The organism is Streptomyces sp. NPDC046859, from assembly GCF_040645135.1.
Taxonomy (GTDB): Bacteria; Actinomycetota; Actinomycetes; order Streptomycetales; family Streptomycetaceae; genus Streptomyces.
Map to the genome: position 1 here is coordinate 22,520 of NZ_JBEYXR010000024.1, position 12,215 is coordinate 34,734.

Here is a 12,215-nt window from a genome sequence, read left to right on the forward strand (position 1 = left end):
CTCCGGACCGCGAGATCCGCGGGCCGGTGGCATCGTGGTTTGTCAGGAGGATCTAAATATGTCCGACTCGGTCAGTGACTGTACGGAGCACTCCCGCACCCTGGTCACCGAAGCCGAAGTGGAAGCCCTGGTCCGGGGCATCTGCTTCAAGACTGGCCCGCCCCGCACGCTCGGGGTGGAAGTGGAATGGATAGTGCAGGAGCTGCGCGACCCGCGGCTTCCCGTGACATCCGAACGACTCGAAGCGGCCTACGCCGCCGTGCGCTCCCTGCCTCTGAGGTCGGCTCTCACCGTGGAGCCCGGCGGGCAGCTGGAGCTGAGCTCGCCGCCCGCCGGCTCGCTCACCGAGTGCGTCGGCATCGTCTCCGCCGACCTCGCCGCCGTCCGCGCGGTGCTGGCCGGACAGGGACTCGCCCTCGCCGGCTTCGGCGCCGACCCCTGGCACCCGCCGCGCCGGTTCCTGCGCGAACCGCGCTACGACGCCATGGAGGCCGTCCTGGACCGCAGGGGCCCGGCGGGACGCGCCATGATGTGCACCTCGGCCTCCGTCCAGGTCTGCCTGGACGCCGGGTACGAGGAACCCGGCCCGCTGGGCCACGGCCGGCGCTGGTGGCTCGCCCACCAGCTGGGCGCGGTCCTGGTCGCCGCCTTCGCCAACTCCCCGCTGACCGGGCGGGAACCGACCGGCTGGGTCTCCACCCGGCAGCGGTTCTGGATGGACATCGGCCCGGACCGCGCGGGCGCGCCCCCGCTGAACGGCGACCCGAGGACCGGCTGGGCGCGGCACGTGCTGGACGCGCCCGTGATGTGCGTCCGCGGCGAGAACGGCCCGTGGGAGGTGCCCGAGGGGCTGTCCTTCCGCGAGTGGACCCGGACGGGAGCGCCGAGGCCGCCCACCCGGGCGGACCTCGACTACCACCTGACGACGCTGTTCCCGCCGGTCAGACCCCGTGGCCATCTGGAGCTGCGGATGATCGACGCGCAGCCCGGCGACGACGGCTGGGTGGTGCCGCTCGCCGTGACCGCCGCGCTGTTCGACGACCCGCAGGCCACCGAGACCGCCTACCGGGCCGTGAAGCCGCTCGCGGAGCGGACCCTGTCCCGGCCCGCGCCGCACAACCCGCTGTGGGCCGGGGCGGCCCGCTCGGGCCTGGCCGACCCCGAGCTCCACGAGGTGGCGGTCATCTGCTTCACGGCGGCCCAGGAGGCCCTGCCGCGCCTCGGCGCGGGCACCGCGGTCACGGACGCGGTGGCGGCCTACCACGACCGCTATGTCGCCCGGGGCCGCTGCCCCGCCGACGACCTGCTCGACCGGCACCGCGGCACAGGCCGCCCGCACCCCCGGCTCCGCTCGCACGCGGGGACCCCGCACGGGAAGGACATCCATCCATGACCGACCCCGCCCTCGACGCCGAGACGCTCCGCGAGCGGGCCCTCACCACCCTCACCACGGCCCGCGCCCGTACGACCCTGCTGACGAGCTGCGTCGACGAGCCGGACCTGACCGCCCAGCACTCCCCGCTGATGTCCCCGCTGGTGTGGGACCTCGCCCACATCGGCAACCAGGAGGAGCAGTGGCTGCTCCGGGCGGTCGCCGGACGGGACGCGATGCGCCCCGAGATCGACGGCCTCTACGACGCCTTCGAGCACCCGCGGTCCGAGCGCCCCTCGCTGCCGCTGCTGGCGCCGGCCGAGGCCCGCGCGTACGCGTCCGAGGTGCGCGGCAGGGTCCTGGACCTGCTGGACGGCACCGCGTTCCACGGGACGCGGCTGACCGAGGCCGGCTTCGCGTTCGGGATGATCGCGCAGCATGAACAGCAGCACGACGAGACGATGCTGATCACGCATCAGCTCCGCAAGGGCCCGCAGGCCCTGACCGCCCCCGACCCGGACCCGGCTCCCCCGTTCACCGGGCCGTCCGAAGTCCTGGTCCCCGGCGGCCCGTTCACGATGGGCACCTCCACCGAGCCATGGGCACTGGACAACGAACGTCCCGCGCACCGGCGCGAGGTGGCGCCCTTCCACATCGACACCACACCCGTGACGAACCGCGCCTACCAGGCGTTCATCGACGACGGCGGCTACGACACCGAGCGCTGGTGGACGCCGGAGGGCTGGGCGCACATCCGGCGGCACGGCATCCACGCCCCGCTGTTCTGGCGCCGGGACGGCCGCCAGTGGCTGCGCCGGCGCTTCGGCGTCACCGAGCCCGTACCGCCCGACGAGCCGGTGCTGCACGTGTGCTGGTACGAGGCCGACGCCTACGCCCGCTGGGCCGGACGCCGGCTGCCCACCGAGGCGGAGTGGGAGAAGGCCGCTCGGCACGACCCGGTGTCCGGCCGCTCGACGCGCTACCCGTGGGGCGACGCCGACCCGGCGCCCCGGCACGCCAACCTGGGCCAGCGCCATCTGCGGCCGGCCCCGGCGGGCAGCTACCCGGAGGGCGAGTCGCCTCTGGGCGTACGGCAGTTGATCGGTGACGTGTGGGAGTGGACGGCGAGCGACTTCCTGCCGTACCCCGGTTTCCAGGCCTTCCCGTACAAGGAGTACTCGGAGGTGTTCTTCGGACCGGAGCACAAGGTGCTGCGCGGCGGGTCCTTCGCGGTGGACGCGGTGGCCTGCCGGGGCACGTTCCGCAACTGGGACTACCCGATCCGGCGGCAGATCTTCTCCGGGTTCCGCACCGCACGCTCCGCCGAGGGCGCCTGATGTGCCGTCACCTCGCCTATGTAGGGCCCGGGGAGCCGCTCGGCCGGCTCCTCGTGGAGCCCCCGCACGGCCTGTACCGGCAGGCGTGGGCGCCGCGGCAGCAGCGGTACGGGACCGTCAACGCCGACGGTTTCGGCGTCGGCTGGTACGCCGAGGAGGATCCGGTGCCGGCCCGGTACCGGCGCGCCGGACCGCTGTGGGCCGACCCGTCGTTCGCGGACCTCGCCCGGGTGGTGCGCAGCGCCGCGCTGCTCGCCGCCGTGCGGGACGCGACGGTGCCGGGCGCCGACCAGGAGGCCGCGGCGGCCCCGTTCGCCACCGGGACCTGGCTGTTCAGCCACAACGGCGCCGTGAAGGGCTGGCCCGCCTCGCTCGCGCCGCTCACCTCGACGCTGCCCGCCGTGGACCTGCTGTCCATGGAGGCCCGCAACGACTCCGCGTTCGTGTGGGCGCTGGTGCTCGCACGGCTGCGCGACGGGGACGAACCGGGGCAGGCGCTGGCCGACACGGTCCTGGAGGTCGCCGAGGCGGCCCCCGGCTCCCGGCTGAACCTGCTCCTCACCGACGGCGCCACCATCACCGCGACCACCTGGGGCGACACCCTCTGGTACCTGCGCCGCACCGGCGGCGGCACCGTCGTGGCCTCCGAGCCCTACGACGACGACCCGCACTGGCAGGAGGTCCCCGACCACACCCTGCTCGCCGCGAGCCGCACCGACGTCCTGCTCACCCCGCTCAAGGAACCGAGCGGCGCCCCTGCCTACGCACCACGCAAGGAGCCCAGCACGTGAGTCCGTTCCACATCACCCGCACCCTCCCCGAGGACGCCACGTCGGCCGCACTGCGCGCCGACGTCCTCGCGGGCCTGACCAGCACTCCCAAGACACTCCCGCCGAAGTGGTTCTACGACGCCCACGGCAGCGAACTCTTCGAGAAGATCACCGAGTTGCCCGAGTACTACCCGACGCGCGCGGAACGGGAGATCCTCACCGGCCGGGCCGGCGAGATCGCCGCCGCCACCGGCGCCCGCACCCTCGTCGAGCTGGGCTCCGGCTCCTCCGAGAAGACCCGCTACCTGATCGACGCCCTCACCGGGCTGCACACGTACGTGCCCGTCGACGTCAGCGAGAGCGCCCTCACCCAGGCCGGGCGGGCACTCGCCGAGGAGCGGCCGGGGCTGGACGTGCACGCCCTGATCGCCGACTTCACCGCGGGCCTGGACCTCCCGGACACGCCGGGGCCCCGGCTGGTGGCCTTCCTCGGCGGCACCGTCGGCAATCTGCTGCCGCCGGAGCGCGCGGTGTTCCTCGCCTCGGTGCGGGCGCTGCTCTCCCCCGGCGACGCGCTGCTGCTCGGCACGGACCTGGTCAAGGACGAGCGGGTCCTGGTCGACGCCTACGACGACGCGGCCGGGGTGACGGCCGCCTTCAACAAGAACGTCCTCGCCGTGATCGACCGGGAGCTGGGCGCCGACTTCGACCCCGGCGCCTTCGACCATGTGGCGGTGTGGGACGCACGGGAGGAGTGGATCGAGATGCGGCTGCGCGCCCGTACCGCGCAGACCGTGAAGGTGCCCGCGCTGGACCTCGCCGTGCACTTCGCCGCGGGCGAGGAGATGCGCACCGAGGTGTCGGCGAAGTTCCGCCGGGACGGGGTGCGCGCGGAGCTCACGGCGGCCGGCCTGGAGCTGACGCACTGGTGGACGGACGCCGAGGGCCGGTTCGCGCTCTCGCTGAGCACGGCGCGGTGACGGACGGCTCGCGCGATGCCCCGCGGTGGGGCACGGTGGAGTGACGCGTGTGAGAGGAGCACCCACATGTCGAACCACACCTACCGGGTCACGGACATCGTCGGCACCTCGCCCGACGGCGTGGACCACGCCATCCGCAACGGCATCGCGCGGGCCTCGCAGACCCTGCGGAACCTGGACTGGTTCGAGGTGACCGAGGTACGCGGCCAGCTCGACGGCGGTGACATCGCGCACTGGCAGGTGACCATGAAGGTCGGGTTCCGGCTGGAGGGGTCCGAGTAGGGCCCTCGCGTCAGGTCCGTCCCTCGCGCTCCTGCGCCTCCTTCAGCGCGGCGGACGGGGCCGTCCAGCGCGCGCGCACGACCGGGAAGCCGGCCCGCTCCGCGTCCTCGCACACCAGCTCGTCGTCGTCCACCAGGACCCGGATCTCCCGGGTGCGGGCGAGGCGGCGCAGCGTCTCCAGCTTCGTGCGCCGGGCGGGCCTGCGGTCGTCGTCGCGCCGCATGTGCAGGTCCCCGTCGGGCAGTCCGTGGGCGGCGAGCCAGTCGAGCGTGTCGCGCCGGCAGCGCGCGGGCCTGCCGGTCAGGTAGACGATCTCGCACTCCTTCGCGGTCTCCCGGGCCAGCGCGACGCCTTCCTCGAGAGGCGGGTCCTGGGGCGCGGCCGCGAAGAAGCCGTCCCAGTCGCGTGGCCTGCTCTCCAGGAAGTGCTGGCGGTGCCCGGTGTCGGCGAGGGTGTTGTCCAGGTCGAACACGGCGAGCGGACGTCGGCTGCTGTCGGTCACGCCCGACAGCGTACGGTCCCCGTGCCGCCGGACCCACCGGACAGGAATCTCCCGCGCCGCCCGGTGTTGAACCCTGTATGAGCTCCGTGATCGCCTCCACCCGCTTCTCCGTCCTCGACCGCTCGCGTACGCGCGAGGGGCACACGGCTCCGGAGGCGCTGCGGGACACCGTGCGGCTGGCGCGGGTGGCCGAGGAGCTCGGCTACCACCGCTTCTGGGTGTCGGAGCACCACGGGGTGCCTGGTGTCGCGGGTTCGGCGCCGACCGTGCTGGCCGCCGCCGTGGCCGGCGCGACGCGCACGATCCGGGTCGGCACGGGCGGGGTGATGCTGCCCAACCACCGGCCGCTGGTGGTGGCCGAGCAGTTCGGGGTGCTGGAGTCGCTGTTCCCGGGCCGGATCGACATGGGGCTGGGCCGTTCGGTCGGCTTCACCGGCGGGGTGCGCCGTGCGCTCGGCCGGGACAAGGAGGACGCGGAGGACTTCGGGGCGCAGCTGGAGGAGCTGCTGGGCTGGTTCCGCGGCACCTCGCCGACGGGGGTGCACGCCCGGCCCCCGGAGGGCCTGACGGTGCCGCCGTTCGTGCTGGCCATGGGCGAGGGGGCGGACATCGCGGCCCGCGCCGGGCTGCCCATGGTGATCGGGGACCTGCGGGACCGGGAGCGGATGCGGCGTGGCATCGACCGGTACCGGGAGCGGTTCCGGCCCTCGGAGTGGGCCGGCGAGCCCTACGTCGTGATCTCCGGCACCGTCGCGGTGGCCGCCACGCCGGAGGAGGCCCGCCGGCTGCTCGTGCCGGAGGCGTGGTCGATGGCGTACTCCCGTACGCACGGCACCTTCCCGCCGCTGCCGCCCGCCGCACGGGTGGCGGCGCTGTCCTTGTCCGGCCGGGAGCGCGAGTTCTACGAGCGGGGGCTGGACGGGCAGGTCGCGGGCACCGAGGAGCAGGTCGCGCACGAGCTGGAGACGCTGCTGAAGGAGACGGGCGCCCAGGAGGTGCTGGTGACGACCAGCACCTACGACCGGGACGCCCTCGTGGACTCCTACCGGCGGCTGGCCCGGATCGTCCACGCCTGACGCGGGCCCGCCGCGGCGGCGGGACGGCCCGTGACCCGGTTGCCTACGCTGGGTAGCTCTGTCCTCGCCGTCCTCCCGGAGCACCGCCCCATGCACTCCCCGCACGACCCCTACGTCCGCGTCCGCGGTGCCCGCGAGCACAACCTCCAGGGTGTGGACGTCGACATTCCGCGCGACGTACTGGCCGTGTTCACCGGGGTGTCCGGCTCCGGGAAGTCGTCGCTGGCCTTCGGCACGATCTACGCCGAGGCGCAGCGCCGCTACTTCGAATCGGTCGCCCCGTACGCCCGCCGGCTGATTCACCAGGTCGGCGCGCCGAAGGTCGGGGAGATCACCGGGCTGCCGCCCGCCGTCTCGCTCCAGCAGCGCCGCTCCGCGCCGACGTCGCGCTCCTCCGTCGGCACGGTCACCAACCTCTCCAACTCGCTGCGGATGCTGTACTCCCGGGCGGGCGACCACCCGCCGGGGGCGGAACGGCTCGACTCGGACTCCTTCTCGCCCAACACCGCCGCCGGGGCGTGCCCGGAGTGCCACGGGCTGGGCCGGGTGCACCGGACGACCGAGGAGACGCTGGTCCCCGACCCGTCGCTGTCCGTCCGGGACGGCGCGATCGCCGCGTGGCCGGGGGCCTGGCAGGGCAAGAACCTCCGCGACATCCTCGACGCCCTGGGGTACGACGTCGACCGGCCGTGGCGGGAACTGCCGGCCGAGCAGCGGCAGTGGATCCTGTTCACCGACGAGCAGCCCGTCGTCACCGTCCACCCCGTGCGCGACGCGGACCGTATCCAACGCCCCTACCAGGGCACGTACATGAGCGCCCGGCGGTACGTCATGAAGACGTTCGCCGACTCACGCAGCGCGACGCTGCGGGCCAGGGCGGAGCGGTTCCTGACCGCCGCGCCCTGCCCTTCGTGCGGGGGCCGCAGGCTGCGGCCGGAGGCGCTGGCGGTGACCTTCGCGGGGCGGACGATCGCCGAACTGGCCGCGCTGCCGCTCGTGGAGCTGGCCCAGACGCTGGACGGCGGCGCTTCGGAGACCGCGCGGGTGCTGACCGGGGACCTCAGGGCCCGGATCGCGCCCGTGGTCGAACTGGGCCTCGGCTATCTGAGCCTCGACCGGGCGACGCCGACGCTGTCGGCGGGCGAACTGCAACGCCTGCGGCTGGCCACGCAGTTGCGGTCCGGACTGTTCGGCGTGGTGTACGTCCTGGACGAGCCGTCGGCGGGGCTGCACCCGGCGGACACGGAGGCGCTGCTGCGGGTGCTGGACCGGCTGAAGGAGGCCGGGAACTCGGTGTTCGTGGTGGAGCACCACCTCGATGTGATGCGGGCCGCGGACTGGCTGGTCGACGTGGGGCCGCGGGCCGGCGAGCACGGCGGGCGGGTGCTGCACAGCGGGCCGGTGGCGGAGCTGGCGTCGGTCGCCGACTCGGCGACGGCCCGCTTCCTCTTCGACGACGCCCCGGCCGCCCGGCGCCCGGTGCGGGCGGCGCGCGGCCGGCTGACGGTGGGGCCGGTCACCCGGCACAACCTGCGCGGGGTGACCGCCGCGTTCCCGCTCGGTGTGTTCACGGCCGTCACCGGCGTGTCGGGTTCGGGCAAGTCCACGCTGATCGGGGAGATCACCGAGGAGCTGCCGGGGGTGGGCCGGCTCGTCTCGGTCGACCAGCGGCCGATCGGCCGTACGCCGCGCTCCAACCTCGCCACCTACACGGGTCTGTTCGACGTGGTGCGCAAGGTGTTCGCGGCGACCGGCGAGGCCCGTGCGCGGGGCTACGGGGCCGGGCGGTTCTCCTTCAACGTGGCGGGCGGCCGCTGCGAGACCTGCCAGGGCGAGGGGTTCGTCAGCGTCGAGCTGCTGTTCCTGCCGAGCACCTACGCCCCGTGCCCGGAGTGCGGAGGGGCCCGCTACAACGCGGAGACCCTGCGGGTGCGGTACCGGGGGCGCAGTGTCGCCGAGGTGCTGGACCTGACGGTCGAGGCCGCCGCGGAGTTCTTCGCCGACACCCCGGCCGTGGCCCGCAGTCTCGCCACCCTCCTCGACGTCGGTCTCGGCTACCTGCGGCTCGGCCAGCCCGCGACCGAACTGTCCGGCGGCGAGGCCCAGCGCATCAAGCTGGCGAGCGAACTGCAGCGCGGCCGGCGCGGGCACACGCTGTACCTCCTGGACGAGCCGACGACCGGACTGCACCCGGCCGACGTCGAGGTGCTGATGCGTCAGCTGCACGGCCTGGTCGACGCCGGGAACACCGTGGTGGTGGTCGAGCACGACATGTCGGTCGTCGCGGGTGCCGACTGGGTGATCGACCTGGGCCCCGGCGGCGGCGACGCGGGCGGCCGGATCGTGGCGGCCGGCACCCCGGCCGAAGTGGCGGCGACGCCGGACAGCGCCACGGCACCGTATCTGGCGGACGTCATGCGGTGACCCCCGCGCGGGGCATGCCGTCTCCCGCCAGGACGTCCTCGCCGGCGAGGACCGCGTCCCCCGGTGTCCCCACCGCCCTCTCGGCCGCCCCGGCCAGCGCGCGGCGGTCGGTCGTGGGGTCCGCCACGAGGGGCGCCCGTACCTCCACCTCGGCGCTCAGGCCCCGTGCCCGGACCACCCGCCAGACCGAGCCGAGCAGCGTGTCGTCGCCGACGAAGGCCGGGAGCGTGGCCGGTGGGCCGCCGGAGACCCGGTAGCGCAGACGTACGGGCAGGACGGGGACGGCCGCGTCCAGGGCGGCCTGGAAGGCGGCCCGGCGGAAGCGGCCCCCGGCCCGGCCGCACCAGGTGCTGCCCTCGGGGAACACGGCGACCGCCGCGCCGGACCGCAGCGCCCCGGCGATCCGGGCGACCGTGCCGGGCAGCGCGCGGATCCGGTCCCGGTCGATGAACAGGGCGCCGCCGAGGGCGGTCAGCCGGCCTGCGACCGGCCAGGAGCGGATCTCCCACTTGGCGAGCATCCGTGCCGGGCGGACGGCGGCCAGCAGGGGGACGTCCAGCCAGGACACGTGCCGGGCGACGATCAGCACGCCGGTGCCGGGTACGGCCCCGCCGTCGATCCGGACCCGCACGCCCGCGGCCCGGACCACCCAGCGGCACCAGTGGCGGACCGGGCCCGGCGGCAGACGGACGCCGAGCGGCGCGGTGGCCAGCCGCACGGTCAGTCCGGCGGCCAGCAGGAGCAGCAGGGCCGTCACCCGCAGGACGGCCCACGGCAGGGCCCGCGTCCGCACGGCGGGCTCGACGCAGTTGCGCGGGGTGCAGGGGGCGCTCGGCCGCCAGAGGGTCCCGGCGTCGGCGGCGTGCGCGGGGGCAGGGGCGGCCCCTCCGCCCGTCGGGGCCGTCACGCCGGGACGAGGGAGAGGAAGTGCCGCAGATAGCGCGGGTCGATCCGGCGCATCGACAGCAGCACGTACAGGTCGGCCACCCCGAACTCGGGGTCGTGCGCGGGTTCGCCGCACACCTGGGCGCCCAGGCGCAGGTATCCGCGCAGCAGGGCGGGGAGTTCGGCGCGCCGGGCGGGTGCCGGGCCGGCCGGCCGCCAGGGCCGCAGCGGCCGTACGCGGTGCTCCTCGGGCGCGAGGTGCCGGGTGCGGACCCGGTCCCAGGTGGCGGCGGCGAGGGTGCCGCCGTCGGCGAGCGGGATCGAGCAGCAGCCCGCCAGCCACTCGTGGCCGCGGTCCACCATGTAGCGGGCGATGCCCGCCCAGATCAGCCCGATCACGGCGCCGTCGCGGTGGCCGGGGTGGACACAGGAGCGGCCGACCTCGACCAGGTCCGGGCGGATCGCGTCGATCGCGGTGAGGTCGAACTCGGTCTCGGAGTAGAGCCGTCCGGCGACGGCGGCCCGCTCGGGCGGCAGCAGCCGGTAGGTGCCGACGACCTGTCCGGACGACTCCTCCTGGACGAGCAGATGGTCGCAGTACGCGTCGAAGGCGTCGATGTCGAGCCCCGGCAGCGGGGTGGACAGCGAGGCCCCCAGCTCACCGGCGAAGACCTCGTGCCGCAGCCGCTGGGCGGCGCGGACGTCCTCCTCGTCGCGGGCGAGCCGGACGGTGTAGCGGGTGGGTGCCGTGGGCTGCGGGGGACGGGCGAGCGTGGAAGCGCCTGTCATGGCTCTCTCCTGGTCACGGGGCCGGTGCGGCGGGGCGGGGGCGCCCGTGCGGTGTCGCGCGGGGCGCCGACCCTGTTCTCCCGACCGCGGCTGACCTGCGCGTGTCCGGCGCGGGGAGCGGGGGTGTGGGGTGGCTGAACGGCTCGCGCCGGGCGGGCGCACCCGGACGGCCTAGCTGCGCACGCGCGCACCGGCCGCCTTGGCGAGAGTGGGTCCATGACCGAATCGGGAACCGGCGAGCGCCGCAAGGGCTCCGCTCCGTCCACCGGCCGCCGCCGTATCGTGCGCGGGGCCGGAGGGGCCGCCCGCAGTGCCGCCGAGGCACTCACGGAGCTGATCAGGCACCCCCTCGAAGGAGTGTCCGCGGTGTGCCGGGGCGAGGACGGCGGCTGGGTCGTCGACGTCGACGTGCTCGAACTGGCGCGCATCCCCGACACGACCAGTCTGCTCGCGACGTACCAGGTGGAGCTGGACGCCGCGGGCGAACTGACGCAGTACCGCCGGACCGCACGTTACCGGCGCGGCGCCCAGGACCACTGAGCGCGCCTCACCGCTCGACGGGAAGGACCTCCCGCATGGCCGTCCACAGCGACGAGATCGTCTACGCACCTCGCGCCGGCAACGTCTACGACGTGCTGGAGCTGATCCTCGACCGCGGCATGGTGATCGACGTCTTCGTGCGCGTCTCCCTGGTCGGCATCGAGATCCTCAAGATCGACGCACGCATCGTGGTCGCCAGCGTCGACACGTATCTGCGTTTCGCCGAGGCGTGCAACCGCCTGGACCTGGAGCACGATCAGCGGTCCAAGACCGTGCCGGAGCTGTTCGGCGGGCCGGTCGCCCGGACCATCGGCAAGGCCGGCGCCAAGCGCACCGCCCGCTCCCTGACCGACAAGGTGCGCGACGTCCTCAGCCCGGAGTCCGACGAGGAAGAGGAGGAGGAGGAGGCCGAGGCGGCCACCGAACCCGCCCGCCGGCCCGCCCGCAAGCGCCGTACCGACGAAGACCGCCCGCGGCCCCGGCGCCGCGTGGCCGAGGAGGAGTGACCGTGACGACCACCGCCGCCCCCACCACCGGCACGCTGTACGTCTACGGCATCGCCCCCGAGGGCGCCCGTCCGCCGAGCACCACCGGGGTGGGCGGTGCGCGGGTGCGGCTGCTGACCGGGTCGGGGCTGTGCGCGGCGGTCTCGGACGCCCCGGCGTCCCTCCGCGCACGGCGACGCGACCTGACGGCACATCAGGCGGTGCTGGCGGAACTCGCCGGTCAGGGCCCGGTGCTGCCCATGCGGTTCGCCGTGCTCAGCCCGGACCCGCAGGAGCTGCTCCACCGGCTGCGCGCGCACCGTGACCAGCTGACGGCCCAGCTTGAGGCGGTGCGGGGCTGCGTCGAGATGAACGTGAAGGGCGCCGTCGTGCCCGGGTACTTCGCCGACCTCGTGAGCCGCGACGGCACCCTGCGGGCGCTCGCCCGCCGGACCCGGCAGCGCCCCGGCTACGAGGCGAACGTGCGCCTCGGCGAGGCCCTGGCGAAGGGGGTCGTACGGGAGGCCCGCGGCGCGGCCCGGGAGGTGCTGGACCGGCTCACCCCGCTCGCCGTGCGCACCGCGCCGGGCCCGGTCGACGACGAGCAGGTGCTCAGCACGTCGTTCCTGCTCCGCGCCGCCGACGAGGAGCGCTTCCGGGAGGCCGTGGCCGAGCGGGCCCGGGACGTCGGGGACCGGCTCACGCTCAGCCTCACCGGTCCGCTGCCCTGCTACAGCTTCGTGGACACCCCGTCCGCGCCGGCCGGTCGGTGA

General features: G+C 74.9%; 13 protein-coding genes. 10 read left to right on the top strand and 3 right to left on the bottom strand.

Features of this window, described 5'->3' with window-relative positions:
• Window positions 1-58 precede the first annotated feature (58 nt).
• The 5 genes from egtA (at window position 59) to ABZ899_RS28515 (ending at window position 4,741) form a co-directional block, all read left to right on the top strand.
• Window positions 59-1,393, top strand: a complete 1,335-nt coding sequence (egtA, locus tag ABZ899_RS28495) for an ergothioneine biosynthesis glutamate--cysteine ligase EgtA (protein ID WP_361351273.1) — start codon at window positions 59-61, stop codon at window positions 1,391-1,393.
• Window positions 1,390-2,709, top strand: coding sequence for an ergothioneine biosynthesis protein EgtB (egtB, locus tag ABZ899_RS28500; protein WP_361351275.1), 1,320 nt, complete (start codon window positions 1,390-1,392; stop codon window positions 2,707-2,709). Before egtA ends, egtB begins: the two co-directional genes overlap by 4 nt.
• Window positions 2,709-3,500: an ergothioneine biosynthesis protein EgtC gene (egtC, locus tag ABZ899_RS28505; protein WP_361351277.1), complete on the top strand. Its 792-nt coding sequence runs from the start codon at window positions 2,709-2,711 to the stop codon at window positions 3,498-3,500. The genes egtB and egtC overlap by 1 nt, the downstream gene beginning before the upstream one ends.
• Entirely contained in the window at window positions 3,497-4,459 is a 963-nt protein-coding gene (gene egtD, locus ABZ899_RS28510) for an L-histidine N(alpha)-methyltransferase (RefSeq protein ID WP_361351279.1), read from the top strand. The genes egtC and egtD overlap by 4 nt, the downstream gene beginning before the upstream one ends.
• A gap of 66 nt (window positions 4,460-4,525) precedes the next feature.
• Window positions 4,526-4,741, top strand: a complete 216-nt coding sequence (locus ABZ899_RS28515) for a dodecin (protein ID WP_361351281.1) — start codon at window positions 4,526-4,528, stop codon at window positions 4,739-4,741.
• A gap of 10 nt (window positions 4,742-4,751) precedes the next feature.
• Here ABZ899_RS28515 and ABZ899_RS28520 read toward each other — a convergent pair whose 3' ends face one another.
• On the bottom strand, window positions 4,752-5,243 hold the full coding sequence (locus ABZ899_RS28520) for a hypothetical protein (RefSeq protein WP_361351283.1): 492 nt from the start codon (window positions 5,241-5,243) through the stop codon (window positions 4,752-4,754).
• A gap of 77 nt (window positions 5,244-5,320) precedes the next feature.
• Here ABZ899_RS28520 and ABZ899_RS28525 point away from each other — a divergent pair, with 77 nt between their 5' ends.
• On the top strand, window positions 5,321-6,319 hold the full coding sequence (locus tag ABZ899_RS28525; protein ID WP_361351285.1) for an LLM class flavin-dependent oxidoreductase: 999 nt from the start codon (window positions 5,321-5,323) through the stop codon (window positions 6,317-6,319).
• Between the two features lie 90 nt (window positions 6,320-6,409).
• Window positions 6,410-8,743: an excinuclease ABC subunit UvrA gene (locus ABZ899_RS28530; protein WP_361351287.1), complete on the top strand. Its 2,334-nt coding sequence runs from the start codon at window positions 6,410-6,412 to the stop codon at window positions 8,741-8,743.
• Here the strand turns inward: ABZ899_RS28530 and ABZ899_RS28535 are convergent.
• Window positions 8,733-9,650, bottom strand: coding sequence for a lysophospholipid acyltransferase family protein (locus ABZ899_RS28535; RefSeq protein ID WP_361351289.1), 918 nt, complete (start codon window positions 9,648-9,650; stop codon window positions 8,733-8,735). The two genes, ABZ899_RS28530 and ABZ899_RS28535, sit on opposite strands and share 11 nt — an antisense overlap.
• Window positions 9,647-10,417 (bottom strand): GNAT family N-acyltransferase, encoded by a 771-nt coding sequence (locus ABZ899_RS28540; protein ID WP_361351290.1) that lies wholly within the window; start codon window positions 10,415-10,417, stop codon window positions 9,647-9,649. The genes ABZ899_RS28535 and ABZ899_RS28540 overlap by 4 nt, the downstream gene beginning before the upstream one ends.
• A 216-nt stretch (window positions 10,418-10,633) precedes the next feature.
• On the opposite strand from ABZ899_RS28540, the gene ABZ899_RS28545 reads away from it, so the two are divergent.
• Genes ABZ899_RS28545 through ABZ899_RS28555 form a run of 3 tightly spaced genes read left to right on the top strand, consistent with a single transcriptional unit; the run spans window position 10,634 to window position 12,215 of the window.
• Window positions 10,634-10,957 carry a gas vesicle protein gene (locus ABZ899_RS28545; RefSeq protein ID WP_361351292.1) on the top strand — a complete coding sequence of 108 codons (324 nt, stop codon included), beginning with the start codon at window positions 10,634-10,636 and terminating at the stop codon, window positions 10,955-10,957.
• A gap of 35 nt (window positions 10,958-10,992) precedes the next feature.
• Window positions 10,993-11,463 (top strand): gas vesicle protein GvpJ, encoded by a 471-nt coding sequence (gvpJ, locus tag ABZ899_RS28550; protein ID WP_361351294.1) that lies wholly within the window; start codon window positions 10,993-10,995, stop codon window positions 11,461-11,463.
• Between the two features lie 2 nt (window positions 11,464-11,465).
• Window positions 11,466-12,215 carry a GvpL/GvpF family gas vesicle protein gene (locus tag ABZ899_RS28555; RefSeq protein WP_361351296.1) on the top strand — a complete coding sequence of 250 codons (750 nt, stop codon included), beginning with the start codon at window positions 11,466-11,468 and terminating at the stop codon, window positions 12,213-12,215.

What these genes read in the sequence shown, in the direction of transcription:
- ABZ899_RS28545 (WP_361351292.1), top strand. Translation starts at nt 10,634, where the DNA reads ATGACCGAATCGGGAACCGGCGAGCGCCGCAAGGGCTCCGCTCCGTCC.
- ABZ899_RS28540 (WP_361351290.1), bottom strand. Translation starts at nt 10,417, where the DNA reads ATGACAGGCGCTTCCACGCTCGCCCGTCCCCCGCAGCCCACGGCACCC.
- gvpJ (WP_361351294.1), top strand. Translation starts at nt 10,993, where the DNA reads ATGGCCGTCCACAGCGACGAGATCGTCTACGCACCTCGCGCCGGCAAC.
- ABZ899_RS28515 (WP_361351281.1), top strand. Translation starts at nt 4,526, where the DNA reads ATGTCGAACCACACCTACCGGGTCACGGACATCGTCGGCACCTCGCCC.
- ABZ899_RS28530 (WP_361351287.1), top strand. Translation starts at nt 6,410, where the DNA reads ATGCACTCCCCGCACGACCCCTACGTCCGCGTCCGCGGTGCCCGCGAG.
- egtC (WP_361351277.1), top strand. Translation starts at nt 2,709, where the DNA reads ATGTGCCGTCACCTCGCCTATGTAGGGCCCGGGGAGCCGCTCGGCCGG.
- ABZ899_RS28525 (WP_361351285.1), top strand. Translation starts at nt 5,321, where the DNA reads ATGAGCTCCGTGATCGCCTCCACCCGCTTCTCCGTCCTCGACCGCTCG.
- egtA (WP_361351273.1), top strand. Translation starts at nt 59, where the DNA reads ATGTCCGACTCGGTCAGTGACTGTACGGAGCACTCCCGCACCCTGGTC.
- egtB (WP_361351275.1), top strand. Translation starts at nt 1,390, where the DNA reads ATGACCGACCCCGCCCTCGACGCCGAGACGCTCCGCGAGCGGGCCCTC.